11 protein-coding genes are annotated in these 14,362 nt (G+C 65.1%); 5 read left to right on the top strand and 6 right to left on the bottom strand.

Annotated features, from left to right (window positions below):
- Window positions 1-112: 112 nt before the first annotated feature.
- The 3 genes from ACLL97_RS19100 (at window position 113) to ACLL97_RS19090 (ending at window position 4,383) form a co-directional block, all read left to right on the top strand.
- Window positions 113-1,816 (top strand): Ig domain-containing protein, encoded by a 1,704-nt coding sequence (locus ACLL97_RS19100; protein ID WP_411282070.1) that lies wholly within the window; start codon window positions 113-115, stop codon window positions 1,814-1,816.
- Between the two features lie 102 nt (window positions 1,817-1,918).
- Complete coding sequence (locus tag ACLL97_RS19095; RefSeq protein WP_411282069.1) at window positions 1,919-3,787, top strand: acyl-CoA dehydrogenase family protein; 1,869 nt, start codon at window positions 1,919-1,921, stop codon at window positions 3,785-3,787.
- Window positions 3,784-4,383, top strand: a complete 600-nt coding sequence (locus ACLL97_RS19090; RefSeq protein ID WP_411282068.1) for a hypothetical protein — start codon at window positions 3,784-3,786, stop codon at window positions 4,381-4,383. The genes ACLL97_RS19095 and ACLL97_RS19090 overlap by 4 nt, the downstream gene beginning before the upstream one ends.
- Before the next feature lie 43 nt (window positions 4,384-4,426).
- Here the strand turns inward: ACLL97_RS19090 and ACLL97_RS19085 are convergent, their stop codons facing one another.
- The 6 genes from ACLL97_RS19085 to ACLL97_RS19060 all read right to left on the bottom strand — a co-directional run bounded on the left by ACLL97_RS19085 (window position 4,427) and on the right by ACLL97_RS19060 (window position 11,210).
- The gene (locus ACLL97_RS19085) at window positions 4,427-5,122 is read right to left on the bottom strand and encodes a response regulator (RefSeq protein WP_411282067.1); all 696 of its coding nucleotides are present in this window, start codon (window positions 5,120-5,122) and stop codon (window positions 4,427-4,429) included.
- Between the two features lie 144 nt (window positions 5,123-5,266).
- Entirely contained in the window at window positions 5,267-6,592 is a 1,326-nt protein-coding gene (gene fahA / locus ACLL97_RS19080) for a fumarylacetoacetase (RefSeq protein ID WP_411282066.1), read from the bottom strand.
- A 54-nt stretch (window positions 6,593-6,646) separates the two neighbouring features.
- Window positions 6,647-7,588, bottom strand: a complete 942-nt coding sequence (locus ACLL97_RS19075) for a hypothetical protein (protein ID WP_411282065.1) — start codon at window positions 7,586-7,588, stop codon at window positions 6,647-6,649.
- Between the two features lie 24 nt (window positions 7,589-7,612).
- A complete protein-coding gene (nadC, locus tag ACLL97_RS19070; protein WP_411282064.1) occupies window positions 7,613-8,572 on the bottom strand; it encodes a carboxylating nicotinate-nucleotide diphosphorylase in 960 nt (319 codons plus the stop codon).
- The gene (gene nadA / locus ACLL97_RS19065; RefSeq protein ID WP_411282063.1) at window positions 8,569-9,579 is read right to left on the bottom strand and encodes a quinolinate synthase NadA; all 1,011 of its coding nucleotides are present in this window, start codon (window positions 9,577-9,579) and stop codon (window positions 8,569-8,571) included. The genes nadC and nadA overlap by 4 nt, the downstream gene beginning before the upstream one ends.
- A 107-nt stretch (window positions 9,580-9,686) precedes the next feature.
- Complete coding sequence (locus ACLL97_RS19060; protein WP_411282062.1) at window positions 9,687-11,210, bottom strand: L-aspartate oxidase; 1,524 nt, start codon at window positions 11,208-11,210, stop codon at window positions 9,687-9,689.
- Between the two features lie 92 nt (window positions 11,211-11,302).
- On the opposite strand from ACLL97_RS19060, the gene ACLL97_RS19055 reads away from it, so the two are divergent.
- Together ACLL97_RS19055 and ACLL97_RS19050 are read left to right on the top strand one after the other, a co-directional pair.
- Complete coding sequence (locus ACLL97_RS19055) at window positions 11,303-12,832, top strand: hypothetical protein (protein WP_411282061.1); 1,530 nt, start codon at window positions 11,303-11,305, stop codon at window positions 12,830-12,832.
- A gap of 147 nt (window positions 12,833-12,979) precedes the next feature.
- Complete coding sequence (locus ACLL97_RS19050) at window positions 12,980-14,227, top strand: LVIVD repeat-containing protein (protein ID WP_411282060.1); 1,248 nt, start codon at window positions 12,980-12,982, stop codon at window positions 14,225-14,227.
- The last annotated feature ends 135 nt before the right edge of the window (window positions 14,228-14,362 follow it).

The raw sequence follows: 14,362 nt of genomic DNA, 5'->3' as shown, positions 1-14,362 counted from the left end.
GCCAGCGCTGTAACGGTTACGGCTGGAGCCGACTACGCGTCCTAGTTGGACGTTGCTGTCCGGGATACCCTTCCGGCTGGCTCATTCACATTTGTTGACAGGACGGACCTGCATGCGGGTCTCTGCCCCGATTGCGAACATCCGCGCGACGCTTCGCGCCTCGACGACCACGCTTGCCCTTCTCGGGTTAGCGGGCTGTCTCGATCTCAAGACCACCGCCGACGCCTGCTCCATCTCGGTGGCACCGGCCACGCTCTCGCTGCCGGTGAACGGCGCGTCATCGATCGTCGGCACCGCCTTCGATTGTAGCGGCAATTCAATCCGCAACAAGAAGATCTCGTATTCCTCGAGCAACACCGCGGTGGCCACGGTGACGACCGAAGGCAACGTGATCGCGGTGAGCGTTGGTGGGGCGTCAATCTCGGCGGTCGCCAACGGCAAGAGTGCATCGGTACAGGTCACGGTGACCCCGGAAGCGGCGGCCAACGTAACCATTACGCCCTCCACGCTCACCCTGCGCCGCACGAATACGCGTCAACTCACCGCCACCGCGCGCAACAGTCAGAACATCGTCATCACCGGCCGTACGTTCCGGTGGGGCAGTAGCAACTCGTCGATCGTGTCGGTCGACCAGAACGGCCAGCTCACCGCGCTCACACCGGGTACGGTCGTGATCAATGCGGAAGCCGACCAGACGTCGGGCAACGCCACGGTGACCGTAACGGAAATCCCGATCGGCAGCTGCTCGCTCGCGCCGGCCACCTCGAAGCTCACCGTGTCGCAGAATGTGCAGCCAGCGATCACGCTGCGCGACACCGCGAACAACGTGATCTCGTCGCTGGGCCGCTCGATCGCCTGGACCAGTGACAATGAAATTGCCGCGACGGTCACCGGCTCCGGCCTGGTGACGGCGCGCAAGGCGGGCACGGCCCGCATCACGGCGTCGCCGGTCGAGAATACGCAGGCTTCGTGCAGCGCCACGGTCGAAGTCGTCGACGCGCGCATCGTGTCGGCGGTGATCTCGCCAAAGCCCACGACGCTGCGTCTCGGTGTCGCGCGTCAGTTCGGCGTCACACTCACCGACTCGGCCGGTGGTGCGATTCCGTCGGGTCGTACGATTACATGGCGGAGTGTCACGCCGGCCACGGCTACGGTGTCGGCCAACGGTCTCGTGACGGGACTGGCGCTCGGCGCGGCGCGTATCGCCGTGAACGCCGAAGGTGCCGTGGATACGGTGTCCTTCACGATCTCGAGGATTCCGGTCGCTACGGTACGCCTGTCGCCACTGTCGTCAAGCATCGTTCAGGGCGGAACGGTGCAGCTCAACGCCACGATCGAGGACTCGACCGGCACGACCGTTACGGACCGCGTGGTCGAGTGGACGAGCAGCGACCCCACGCGCGCGTCGGTCTCTCCGGCCGGTCTTGTCACCACCAATGCGCCGGGCACGGTCACGATCACCGCGATCAGCGAGACGCGCTCCGGCACTGCCCAGGTCACCGTGCAGCCGATCCCGGTCGACACGATTGCGGCCAGCGACTACACGGTTACGCTCAACGCGATCAGCAAGACGTTTTCAATTCAGCTGAGGGACGCCAACGGCAATCAGCTGTTCAGTCGCACGGTCGCTATCACCAGCAGCCAGCCTGATGTCGCGACTGGCACTGCCAACAGCAACGCGACGCAGGTCACGGTGAGCGCCTCGAAGGTCGGCTCCACGATCCTTACGCTGCGCGCACTCAACAGCAATGGACAGCCTGAAGGAAAGACCACCAACGTCACGGTGACGATTACCGCCGCCGTTACGCCTCCGTAAAGGTTCCGGTCGCCGCCTTGCGGTTCGCTGTCTAGCTTTCCGACGGGACGCTTCTCATGAGAAGCGTCCCGTCCTTGCTTCTGCCTTCCGGAGTAGTTGCCCATGAATGCGTCCCCATCGTCACCCACCGCGACCAAGCCATCGTTTCTCCGCGGTCTCTTCCAGGGCGAGATCACCGAGGCGCTACTCTTCCCGTACCCCGCCACGCTCGACGCACGGCGCCCCGAGGAAGCGGCCACGGTGCATCGATTGATTGCCGCGCTCAACGCGATGGTGGCGTCGGGGCTGATCGATCCACGGCAAATGGACGAAGCGGAGTCGATCGGCGAGCCGGTGATCAAGGCGTTCGCCGAGGCTGGCCTGCTCGCCCTCACCACGCCCAAGGAGTACGGTGGACTCGGTCTCTCGGCCAGCGCGTATGCGCGCGTGTTCGGCGCCGTCGCGTCGGTGGATGCGTCGCTGGGAGTGCTGATCGGCGTGCACTGCGGGCTAGGTGGCAAGGCGCTGGTGCTCTTTGGCAACGACGAGCAGAAGGCGCGCTATTTGCCGGCCCTGGCGCGTGGCGAGATGCTGGCGGCGTACGCGCTGACCGAACCGGAGACGGGTTCCGACGCGCAGCACATCGTGACCACCGCGCGTCGCAACGCCGAAGATACCGGATGGCTGCTGAACGGCCGCAAGCACTGGATCGGCAACGGTCAGCGCGCGGGGATGATCACCACCTTCGCACAAACACCGATCGTGCGCAACGGCGAGACGATCATGCGTCCCACGGCGTTCATCGTGCGTCCCGACATGCCCGGATTCCGTATTGACGGCACCGTCGCCAAGCTCGGCATCCGCGCCTCGACGCAGGCCGAGCTGGTGTTCGAGGATTGCTTCGTGCCCGACGATCACGTGCTTGGCGAGGTCGGCAAAGGGTTCCGTGTGGCCGTCAATGCACTCAATGCCGGCCGACTGTCGCTGGCCGCTGGCTGCGCGTCGGGATGCAAACGGTTGTTGGCCGAGTTCACACGCTACGCCGAAGCCCGCACGCAGTTCGGCGGTCCGCTGGCGTCGTTCGAGATCACGCAGCGCAAGATGGCCACGATCGCCGCTGAGACCTACGCGGTGGACGCCATGGTCGGTGCGCTGGCGGCGGCGCTCGACGAAGACAGCGTGGATGCGTCGCTCGAAGCGGCCTGCGCCAAGGTGTTCGCCAGTGAACTCGTGTGGCGCACCGCCGATGAACTCGTGCAGCTCGCCGGTGGGCGCGGCTTCGTGAAGCCCTGGCCGTACGAGCGCTACCTACGTGACGCACGCATCAATCGCATTTTTGAAGGCGCCAACGAGATTCTGCGACTGTTCATCGGACTCAATGGCATTCAGGGGCCGGCCGAAGAGCTGAAAGAACTCTCGGGCGCGCTCAAGAATCCGATTCAGAACTGGGTGCTGGTGTCGAGCTACGCGGCCGAACGCGTGGCGTCGGCGCTGGGCCGGAAGGATCGCTTCGACGTCACCTTCCACTCCTCGCTGCGCCAGCACGCCGAGTTCGTGGAAAAGCACGTGGCCGCACTCGCCGCCGCGACGCAGAAGATGATCATGACGCACAAGAAGGAGATTCTCCACCGTCAGCTGGTGGTGGAGCGTCTCGCCGACATGGCGATCGAACTGTACGCCCGCGCCACCACCATTGCCCGCACGCAGCGGCTCATCGACGAGCGTGGTGCCGAGGCGTGCGCACGCGAGATCGCGCTGACGGATCTGTTCTGCATCGAATCAGGCCGCCGATTCCGCGCGCTTCGCATGGAGCTCGACGGCGATGCTGGCGAAGCGATCGACGAACTGCGACGTGACATCGCCGCGCGCATTCGTACTGAACACGGCTACGGCGCCAGCGATGCGCTGATGGACGTCGCCGTGCCACCGCTTCCCGCGTGGAGCCTCACCAAGGCGGAGCAGCAGGCCGCCGTGGCGCGCAAGTCACTATGACACGTACACGGTTGGTCGTTACCGTCCTCGCGCCCGTGCTGTTGTGTGCAGCGTGCGGCGACTCCCGCTCGGCGGCACTGTCCGACAGCTCCGCCGGCACGAAAGGCGCAGCTACCGTAGGCGCAGACACGATCGCGGACCGCCATGCGGGTCCGATGGATCTCACCGAGCACGGCATCGGACCGGTGCGTGTAGGCATGACGCTGGCCGAGGTTGCCGGAGCAACGAGCGCAGGTATCCGCCTCGTGGGTACCGATTCGACCGAGTGCAGCTATCTGAGCTGGCGCGATGGTCCGCCGGGTGTGTTGATCATGGCCGAGGGCGGTCGCGTGGTGCGCATCGATGTGCAGAACCCGGCGATCACAACATCAGAAGGGATCAAAATCGGCAGCACGGAGGCCGAGGTGCAGCAGCGGTATACCGGCCGCGTGGAGGTGCAGCCGCACAAGTACACCGACGGACACTACCTCGTCGTTACACCACGCCGCCCAACCGACAGCAACCTGCGCATCGTGTTCGAAACCGACGGCCAGAAGGTGGAGACGTTTCGCGGTGGACGCGTGCCGCAGGTGCAGTACGTGGAAGGATGCAGCTGACCTACCGTCGCTGGCCTACCGTCGCTGGCCTACCGTCGCTGGCCTACGCGTCGTTCTTCAGGATGCCGAGCTTGAGGGCGAACTTCACATAGTCGCTGCGATGCGACAGGCCGAGCTTCTCGCCGATACGCTGCTTGTACGTGTCCACCGTTTTCGGCGAGATCGTGAGGTGCTCGCCGATCTCCGGCGCGGTGAAGCCTTGGGCGACCATCTTGAGTACGACCTGCTCACGGTCGGTGAGCTTTTCGAAGCGGGCGCGCTCTTCGGCGTTGCCGTCTCGTCGGGCCAGACCGCGGGCCAGTGCGCGGGCGGCGGTGGGTTGCACGTACACGTCGCCAGCAGCCACCGTGCGCACCGCGTCCACCAGTTCCCGATCGGCCACCGACTTGAGCAGGTATCCGCCCGCCCCGGCTTCGAGGAGAGCGACCAGATGTTCGTCTTCGGTGTGCATCGTGAGGACGAGCACGCGGCGCGTGATCGGTTCACCCGGCGTCGGCGTGCGCCGCGCATTCGCCTTCTGTAGCTCGCGGGTGGCCGTGAGGCCGTCCATGTCGGGCATGGAGAGATCCATCACGATCACGTGCGGATCGACCCGCTCGGCCAACGTCAGCGCATCCTTGCCGCTACCGCCCTCCCCTACGATCGTGATGTCTTTAGCGGTCGAGAGAACGGCTTTGAGTCCAGCGCGGACGATCTGGTGGTCATCCACCAGCACGACGCGAATCAGGTCAGGGCGCATCCGTCAATCTGGAACGTACAGAGCGACAATGCGAGGGTTTCTCAACGCCTTCGCGGGTCGTGAAGACGCGATAGAACAAATAGACGACACTGGGCAGCAAGGCCCGCGACATCGCCATCTGGGAGCGAGCAAAAAGCAGGTCCCTCATCGCACCGGAAGGATCGTTCCCACACACCGCCCGAAACCGATTCGGACGGCCCCTTCGCGCTCGGCGAAGGCGGTGATCTCCAGTTCGTCCCCGTCTTCGAGGAAGCTGCGCTGCTCACCATTGGGGAGGGCCAGCGGCTCGGCACCACGCCAGGTGAGTTCGAGCAGACAGCCGCGACTGCCTTTGTCTGGGCCGGAGATCGTGCCGCTACCCAAGAGGTCGCCGGGACGAAGGTTGCACCCGCTGCTGGCGTGATGCACCAACAGCTGCGCCATCGACCAGTACAGATCGGTGGCCTGCCCTTGCGTGAGGCGCACCGCAGGCTCACCGGTCTCGCGCATGCGCGCCGTGCGCAGCCACGCTTCCACGGTGATCCCGAAGCCACCACGCGCCCGGTCATCGTCGCTGGTGAGATACGGAAGCGGCGCCGGGTCACCGTCGGCACGGGCGGCCAACGGCGCGCGGAACGGCTCGAGTGCTTCGAGGGTGACTACCCACGGGCTGATGGTACTAGCGAAGTTTTTGGCGAGGAACGGCCCGAGCGGCTGATACTCCCAGGCCTGAATGTCGCGGGCCGACCAATCATTGAGCAAACACAGACCGAACAGGTGGTCGTTGGCCTGCTCCATCGCAATCGAGTCCCCGAGGGCGTTACCGGGGCCGACGAATGCCGCGAGCTCGAGTTCGTAGTCGAGCAACCGCGACGGCCCCACCGACGGCACCTCGTCGTTCGGACCTTTGCGCTGTCCCGTGGGGCGACGCACCGGCGTGCCGGAGACGACGATGCTGGAGGCGCGCCCATGATAGCCGATCGGCACCCACTTGTAATTGGGCAGCAGCGGATTGTCCGGGCGGAACATCGATCCGACGTTGGTGGCGTGGTGAACCGACGCGTAGAAATCGGTGTAGTCGCCGATCTGCGCCGGCAAGAACAGCTCGGCCTCCTGCTGCAGCACCAGCGCGTGCTCGGCGATTTGCCGACGATGCACCGCGACGGTGTCCGAGAGGAGCGCGGACAGCGCGTTCCGCAGCGCGCGGCGCGCCGACGCACCACGCGACATCAGCTCATTGAGCGTCGGCATGGCGCACGCCGTGGCGGCGATGCGCGCGGCGCTGTCATCGTCGAACAATCCGGCGGCAAGACAAGCGGCGATATCGAGAATCGCGGCGCCGATCGCCACACCGACGCGCGGTGCTTCACGGGTGCCGGCTCGACGGAAGATGCCGAACGGCAGATTCTGAATCGGAAAATCCGCTCCGCGTAGATTGGCGGTCTGCACCCAGGAGCGCAGCGCGGGGGCGTTGGTTGGATCGATCGACATGCGGTGAGTGTAGTATGTGAGCAGGCGGCGCGGCTGGCCGACCGTGAGCTGCGCTTAGAGCCAGCCCAAGGCGCGCGATTCGTCCACCGGCTCGGTAAAGGAGCAGGACCCGAAGCTGACGAGACCACGCTCTCGCGTCTGCTGCAGCAGGTCGCGGGTGAAGGTGAGCGTGCGATCGGGTCCGTGCCACGCCACGTGGAGGTCGCTGAACTCGATCCGTCCGGCATCGGCTTCTTCGAGCAACTGAACTGCCACGGCGTCGCTGCCACCGCTCCCGAGGTGGGCCGCGGCGAGCGCCAGATTCAGGAAGCCATACATGCGGCCAGTGGCCGGGTCGGCCTCGTAGGTGAGCCGATAGGTCCCGCGCAGCGGGTGATGCAAGCCGGCCGTTGCCTTCGCGGTCACGCCGTGCGCACAGCACGCGTTGAGAAAACGCACAACGGACGCAGGTGCCGGCGTCATGTCGGCGGACGTGCCGCCCATGCGGACTTTCGCCCGCTTCTTGGCGCGGGCGATCGCGGCGATCAACGCCTCGATGTCGCCGTCGAGTGGGACTTCGATGTAGGTCAGCAATTCGCGCGGCGTCGCGGCGGCGATGCGTTCGACGTCGTCGACCGACGTGGCCTTGATCTCGTACGAATCGACCTTGGCGCCACACTCATCGAAGCAGACGCGATGGCGCTCGTTGAAGGCGACGATCTCCGCGAGATCGCTGGCGAGATCCGGGCTGCCGGTCACGGAGAGCCGCCAGGGAATCGCGCCGGCATCACGCGGCAGCAGCGGATCCGCCTTCTCGGAGAAGAGCAGGAGCGACTGGGCCGGGCAGATGAATCGCCCGAGAATCCAACCGGAACCGGCCCCGCGGTAATGCGCGTAGTTGCGCACCGCGTTGGGCATGGCGAGAGCAGCCGGCGCGAAGAGTCCGGCGTAGTCGACGAAGCCTTCCAGCAGAATGCGGGACGCGCGATCGGTGAGCGGCGGAAGACGAACAGGCATGGCGGGGAATTCCTTCAGGCGACCTTAGAGACCATCGAAATCGAGACCGAGATCGAGAGCAGGGGCGGAATGTGTGAGTGCGCCAACGGAGATCCGGTCCACGCCCGTCTCGGCGATGCGACGCACCGTGTCGAGCGTGACGCCACCCGACGCTTCGGTGATGACCTGGCCGCGGCATTGCTCCACGGCCTCGCGCAACTGCTCGAGCGACATGTTGTCGAGCAGCACCCAATCGGCGCCGGCGGCGACGGCCGCGCTTACCTGCTCCAGCGTGTCACACTCGACTTCGATGGCCGTTCCGCTCATCGCGAGCCCGCGCGCACGCAACACGGCCATGGCAATGTCGCCACCGATCGCGGCGAGATGATTGTCCTTGATCAACACGCCGGTGCGGAGATCCATGCGGTGATTCGCACCGCCACCGGCGCGCACCGCGTACTTCTCGATCGCACGCCAGCCCGGCGTCGTCTTGCGCGTGTCGAGGATCTGCACCGGCGTGCCGGCAACCGCATCGACGAAGCGACAGGTCAAGGTGGCAATACCGGATAAATGCTGCAGATAGTTGAGCGCCGTGCGTTCGGCCGACAACATGCCACGGGCGTGCCCGTTGATGTGCATGACGATCTCGCCGGCCTTCACGCGTGTGCCGTCTTCGGCTTCGACACGAATGGTGACCGCGCTGTCGAGCTGGCGAAATGCCTCGATGGCCAACGGCACACCGGCAATCACCCCGTCGCGTCGGGCCACGATTGCACTGCGCACGTGACGGCTGCTGACGACGGTCGCCAGCGTGGACACGTCATTGAACGCCTGATCTTCCAACAGCGCCACCCGAACCTGCGCCGTGACCTCCGCGTCCGAGAGCGGAAACGCCAGCGCGGACGGAGGCACCGCGCGCGGACCGAGCGGCGTAATCGTGCGCGGTGTCATCGCAAGCTGGCCGCTCGGCGGCGTGGAGCGCAGGGGCGGGTGGAATGCACTCATTCGCCGGGATCCTCAGGGTCAAAGGGACTCACGCCGGAATTACCGCCGATCGACACCATGCGCTCGATGGAAATCCGCGCGCGCGCTGCGATATCGTCTGGCACTGTGATACGATGTTGCATGTGCAAGAGCGCATCGCGCACCTTGGGCAACGTCGTGACCTTCATATACGCACATTGCGCCTGATCGTTCGCCGCAATGAAGTGCTTACCCGGATTGGCGCGACGCAACCGATGCAGAATGCCGATCTCGGTGGCCACGATGAACGTGTCCTGATCGGTCTGGCTCGGACGCTTGATCATTCCCTCGGTCGAGAGAATGTGCACGTTGTCGGAATCGATGGCGCCGGCGCTGATCGCTTCCACCACCGGCGTCGCACAGCCGCATTCCGGATGAATCAGGAATTCGGCGCCCGGATGCTTCGCGCGCATAACCGAGATGTGTTCGGGATCGATGCCGGCATGCACGTGACATTCGCCAAGCCACACATGGATATTCTCGCGCCGCGACTCGCGCCGCACATGGGCGCCGAGGAACATGTCGGGGAGAAAGAGAATTTCCTTGTCAGCCGGAATCGCGTTCACCACCTCGACGGCATTGCCCGAGGTGCAGCAGTAGTCGCTTTCCGCCTTCACTTCAGCGGACGTGTTCACATACGCCACGACCACCGCTCCCGGATGCTGCGCCTTCCAGGCCCGCAGCTGTTCCGCGTTGATCGTACTGGCGAGCGAGCAGCCCGCGGCAAGATCGGGGAGCAGCACCGACTTCTGCGGCGACAGAATCGCCGCCGTTTCGGCCATGAAGTGCACCCCACAGAACACGATCACCTCGGCGTCCGTCTTCGCCGCCTCGCGTGATAGCCCCAACGAGTCACCCACGAAATCGGCCACATCCTGAATTTCGGGACGCTCGTAATTGTGGGCGAGGATCACCGCGTTCCGCTCCTTGGCGAGGGCGCGGATTTCGGCGGCGAGGGCCGGGTCGTAGTGGGCTTCTAGTATGGTCATTCTATAACTTCGAAGTAGGGGGTAGGGAGTCGGGGGTAGGGAGTAGGAAGACGCGCCGGGGTGGTTCTCTTCCCCGTACTTCGTACTCCGTACTCCCTACTTCGCTGTTACCACGTGATATGCCTTCCCTGCCACTTTCGGCGGGTCTTTGGAAAATCGCTCCGGAAGTGCCCTCCACGCGACTCCTTGCGCATGAGCGCGGCCTCCGTCACCAGCGTTGCCGTGGTGTGCAGGTTCCGCTCTTCCGTGGCACCGGGAGGTAGTCGTTCGCCGATTTGCTGCAAGGCGGAGAGACAGCGACGCAATCCCGGCGCAGTACGGGCGATCGATGCGTAGGTCCACATGAGTTCGCGAATCTCGTCGGCCGCCACTTGGGCGGCCCCACGATCGTCGAGCGACGGCACTTCCCACGACGTGGGGTCAGGTACCGCCAAGTCGGTCGGCGTCTCCACCATGTCGCGGGCCACCCGCTCGGCGAATACCAGGCCTTCCAACAGGGAGTTGGACGCCAGTCGGTTGGCGCCGTGCACGCCAGTGCGCGCCACCTCTCCCACGGCATAGAGACGCGCAATGCTGGAGCGACCGGCCAAATCGGTTACCACTCCACCCATCATGTAGTGCGCGGCGGGGGTCACGGGGACCGGTTCGTGCACCGGATCGATGCCGCGGGCCCGGCAAATCGCGAGGATGCCGGGGAATCGGGTCGCGAATTCGGCGCCGAGCTTGGTAGCGTCCAGAAAGACGGTGCCGTACTGCTGTTGCTCGCGGAAGATTTCGCGGGCCACGATATCGCGCGGGGCGAGTTCAGCCAGGCGATGGCGCTTCGGCATGAACCGCTGCCCCCGACCATTCAGCAGGATCGCGCCTTCGCCGCGCACTGCTTCCGATATCAGGGCCAGTGGATTTTCCGGCGTGTCGAGCGCCGTGGGGTGAAACTGCACGAACTCCATATCCGCCAATCGGGCACCGGCCCGATGCGCGATGGCGAAGCCGTCGCCGGTGGCCACCTGCGGGTTCGTGGTGTACCGAAAGATCTGCCCGCAACCGCCGGTCGCGAGCACCGTGGCATCCGCCACAATCTCGACGGCCCGTCCGGCGATACTGGCCCGAACGCCAGCACACTGGACCCCATCTTCATCCTCAAGGAGCAGCAGGTCGAGCACCCGCGCCATCTCGACCACCTGAATGTTCGGCGACTCACGAACCTTGGCCACCAGCGTCCGGGCCACTTCGGCGCCGGTCTGGTCTCCCTGGGCGTGTACGATCCGATGACGTGAGTGCGCGGCCTCTTTCCCGAGCTGGAACTCGCCATTCGGATCGAGATCAAAGCGGGCGCCCGCGGCCTGCAGTTCGCGCACGCGGGCCGGACCTTCCTCAACCAGCACCTGGACCGCTTCGGCATCGCACAGCGCTGCTCCCGCGGCAAGCGTATCCTGTCGGTGCAGGTCGGGCGAGTCTCCAGCGCCTAAGGCGGCCGCGATGCCCCCCTGGGCATATGCCGTCGCAGAGTCGAACAGGGTGCGCTTGGTGAGGACCGTCACGGGTCCATGAACCGAAGCGCGCCAGGCAGCATGGAGTCCTGCAACTCCACTGCCAATAACAAGGAACCGCGTGCGGATCCGGTGAGTCATAGTAGTTTGAAGTTAGGACACTGGCTCCCCAACAGAACCCCTGGCCGGCTTGCTGGCCCATTCTCCCGCTCTTTTCGCTTTCAGGAGACGTCATGCGTTTGACGTTCATGGCCGGCCTCGCGACCGTCGTGTCGCTGTCGGGAACACCTCTCGTTCCGTCGATCATTCACGCGCAGCCTGGCGGTGGCGTCGCCCCAGCGTGTGAAATCGATCAGAATAGCCCCAAGGAACTGGCGCTGATGTCGCTCAAGTTCCAGAATGCCCGTAGCGCGCAGACGCCGGACGCCCGAAAGAAGGTGCTGCGCGACATCATCAAAGAACTCGACACCAAGCCCGAGCGCTTCGCCAAGAATCCGGGCGGTTACAATCTGTCGCTCGTGCAGGCTCTCACCATCTGGGGCGTAGAGCCCGGCCTCACCGATGCCCCGGCCCGGAGCGAACTCGGTTTCATCACCAATCCGACCGAGCCGTACGACATCCTCGTCAACATGGACGTGGCCTACAAGGCCATCGTGGCGGCCGTGCCCACGTGCGCGGCCGATATCACGGCCATGCGCATGAACGAAGTGTGGCTGGCGGCGACCAAGGGCGCGCTCGACGCGTCCAACGCCGGCAAGCTCGATTCGGCGGAGTACTTCGCCAAGCGCTCCATGCTGATGGCGGCGACGAACCCGTACCCGCACTATGTGCTCGCCAACGTCGCGAATGCACGCAAGGACCGCGCGAACGCGATCATGCATTGGAAGCACGTGATCAGGTATGCGGCCGACGACACGACGTACCGCGACCTGAAGTCGAGCAGCATGTACTACTCGTCGATGAGCCAGCTGGAAGATGCTCAGGCCAAGACGGGCGCCGAGCAGCAGGCCGCGGCGCGTGAGGCGGCAGAAGGCTTCAAGGCGTTGTTGACGATGACGCCGGACAGCCCGGATGCGCCGAATCTGCTGCTGTCGTGGGCCGATGCGCTCACCGTGGCGAAGGATACAGCGCTGATCCCGACGGTGTACACGCCGCTGCTCACGCAGGCTACGGCCACCGACCTCGCGCTGACGACCGCCGGCGTGATCGCGACGCGGGCCAACAAGTCCGACGATGCGCTCAAGCTGTTCCAGGCGGCCACGGTCAAGAATCCGTTCAACCGCGATGCCCAGCGCAACGTGGCGGCGGCGCATTATGCGAAGGATCAGTTCACCATGATGTTCGAGCCGACGCGCAAGCTGGTCGCACTCGACCCGAACAACTTCGATGGCTGGATGCTGTTCGCCTACGCGTCGCAGGGCCTTGCCAAGGCCGCGCAAACGGCCAAGAAGCCGATCGAAGTGAAGGCGTGGACCGATTCGTTGGTGAAGTTCCAGACGTATGCCGAAGCGTTGCCGGTGAAGGTCGACGTCACGAGCTTCGATCGTCGGAAGGATGTGGCAACGCTGATCCTCGGCCTCGAGCAGGTGGCGGCGAAGGACGGTCAGTATTCGGTCACGGCCGAGTTCCTTGATCTGTCGGGCGCGGTGGTCGCGACCGCCACCGAAGCGGTAGGCCCGATCAAGAAGGGTGAGACGAAGTCGGTGACGCTGAAGGTGACCGGCGTGGGCATCATGAGCTACCGGTACAAGGCGCTCAAGTAAGACGCACACTCTGAACGTGCGTCATCGGCTCCATGTTGTCGCCCTGCTGGCCGCGGTATACCCTGCGGTTGGCAGGGCTCAGCATTTCCCGCACCATCCGGCCCTCGGCACCCGTCCGTCCTCCTTGTACCTCTCGCCCTCGCACCCATGACGCCGTCTCGACGGAGTTTCGCCCACACTGTACTCGCGATGTCCTTCGCGGGCATCGTGGCCTGCGGCGGCGACGTTCAGAGCGCGCCGACGCAGGTCACCCCGCCTCGTGATACCACCTCCACGGTGACGCCCTCGCCGAGTGTGCTCACGCACCTCGGCCAAGGCGCAGTGGCTGAACGGTTCACCGCCGAAGTCTGGGTGCGGGGCACCACCGCCTACACCTCCACATGGGGCAACCGCGCAGGCGTCCGTGGCAACGCCGTGAAGATATGGGATGTGAGCGCCAACCAGCCGCAGTTAGTGGACAGCGTGATCGTGGCCAACGCGACGACGACCGGCGACGTGCAAGTGTCCGACGACGGTAGCATCATGCTGGTAGCGATCGAGGCGAATCCCAATGGGGGCGTGGCGATCTACTCGATGGCCAATCCACGGGCCCCGCAGCTCATCACGCGCACCACCGGCGGTGAGTTGCAGTACGGCGTACACACGGCCGAATTGGCCCGCGTGAACGGCGTGCTGTACGCCTTCTGCTCGGTCGATCCCGCCAACGGCGTTCCCGCACGACTGGTGGTGCTCGATCTCAGCACGCCCTCCGCGCCGCGCACCGTATGGTCCCAACAGATGGGGACCCCGTTCATCCACGATGTGTTCGTGCGCGATGGCCTGCTCTTTACCGCCGAATGGACCGACGGCGTGGGTATCTGGGATATCGGCGCGCAGGGCGGCTCGGTGGCCGCGCCACGCCTGCTGGGGCGAGCCCGCACCGTGGGCGGTCAGGTGCATAACGTATGGTGGTTAAACGATCCCGTGACTCAGAACAAGAAGTATCTGCTGGTCGGCCAGGAAGGGCCGGGGTCGATCGGGTCATCGAGCGTGGGCGACGTGCACGTAGTAGACATCAGCAATCTCGCCTCGCCGGTCGAGGTGGCGGTGTATTCGGTTCCCGGCGCCGGGACACACAACTTCTCCGTGGACGAGGCCCAGGGCTTGGCCTACGCGGCCTACTACAACGGCGGTGTGCGAGTGCTCGACGTACGCGGTGACCTGGGAAGCTGCCAGGCTACCCAGAAGACAGTCGATGGGCGGTGCAACCTGACCAGCATGTCGCGTCAGCGGGCCACGTACCTCGGCAGCGGCGGGGTGCCGGTGCACGTCTGGGGAGTGCACTGGTCGCCGAGCGGGCTGTTTGCCAGCGACATGCTGAATGGACTTTGGAGGGCGGCTCCGGGTGTGCGCTAGAAGACCCGTATTTGGGGGGATCGCCGCCTTGGACTCTCTTTTGTGGGCAATGGCTGTGGGCCCTCGGCTCCCAGGCCTGGGGCTTTTGGCTAACAGCTCTCGGCCATCAGCCGTGGGCCGTGGGCCATCGGCCCA

Source organism: Gemmatimonas sp. (assembly GCF_046594945.1).
Taxonomy (GTDB): Bacteria; Gemmatimonadota; Gemmatimonadetes; order Gemmatimonadales; family Gemmatimonadaceae; genus Gemmatimonas.
The sequence above is the reverse complement of the archived record's forward strand: the minus strand, read 5'-3'. Positions and strand labels throughout refer to the sequence as shown.

Excerpts from the sequence above, each read along its gene's own strand:
- nadA (WP_411282063.1), bottom strand. The coding sequence starts at position 9,579 with ATGACCATACTAGAAGCCCACTACGACCCGGCCCTCGCCGCCGAAATC.
- fahA (WP_411282066.1), bottom strand. The coding sequence starts at position 6,592 with ATGTCGATCGATCCAACCAACGCCCCCGCGCTGCGCTCCTGGGTGCAG.
- ACLL97_RS19055 (WP_411282061.1), top strand. The coding sequence starts at position 11,303 with ATGCGTTTGACGTTCATGGCCGGCCTCGCGACCGTCGTGTCGCTGTCG.
- ACLL97_RS19095 (WP_411282069.1), top strand. The coding sequence starts at position 1,919 with ATGAATGCGTCCCCATCGTCACCCACCGCGACCAAGCCATCGTTTCTC.
- ACLL97_RS19060 (WP_411282062.1), bottom strand. The coding sequence starts at position 11,210 with ATGACTCACCGGATCCGCACGCGGTTCCTTGTTATTGGCAGTGGAGTT.
- ACLL97_RS19085 (WP_411282067.1), bottom strand. The coding sequence starts at position 5,122 with ATGCGCCCTGACCTGATTCGCGTCGTGCTGGTGGATGACCACCAGATC.
- ACLL97_RS19090 (WP_411282068.1), top strand. The coding sequence starts at position 3,784 with ATGACACGTACACGGTTGGTCGTTACCGTCCTCGCGCCCGTGCTGTTG.
- ACLL97_RS19050 (WP_411282060.1), top strand. The coding sequence starts at position 12,980 with ATGACGCCGTCTCGACGGAGTTTCGCCCACACTGTACTCGCGATGTCC.
- ACLL97_RS19075 (WP_411282065.1), bottom strand. The coding sequence starts at position 7,588 with ATGCCTGTTCGTCTTCCGCCGCTCACCGATCGCGCGTCCCGCATTCTG.
- nadC (WP_411282064.1), bottom strand. The coding sequence starts at position 8,572 with ATGAGTGCATTCCACCCGCCCCTGCGCTCCACGCCGCCGAGCGGCCAG.
- ACLL97_RS19100 (WP_411282070.1), top strand. The coding sequence starts at position 113 with ATGCGGGTCTCTGCCCCGATTGCGAACATCCGCGCGACGCTTCGCGCC.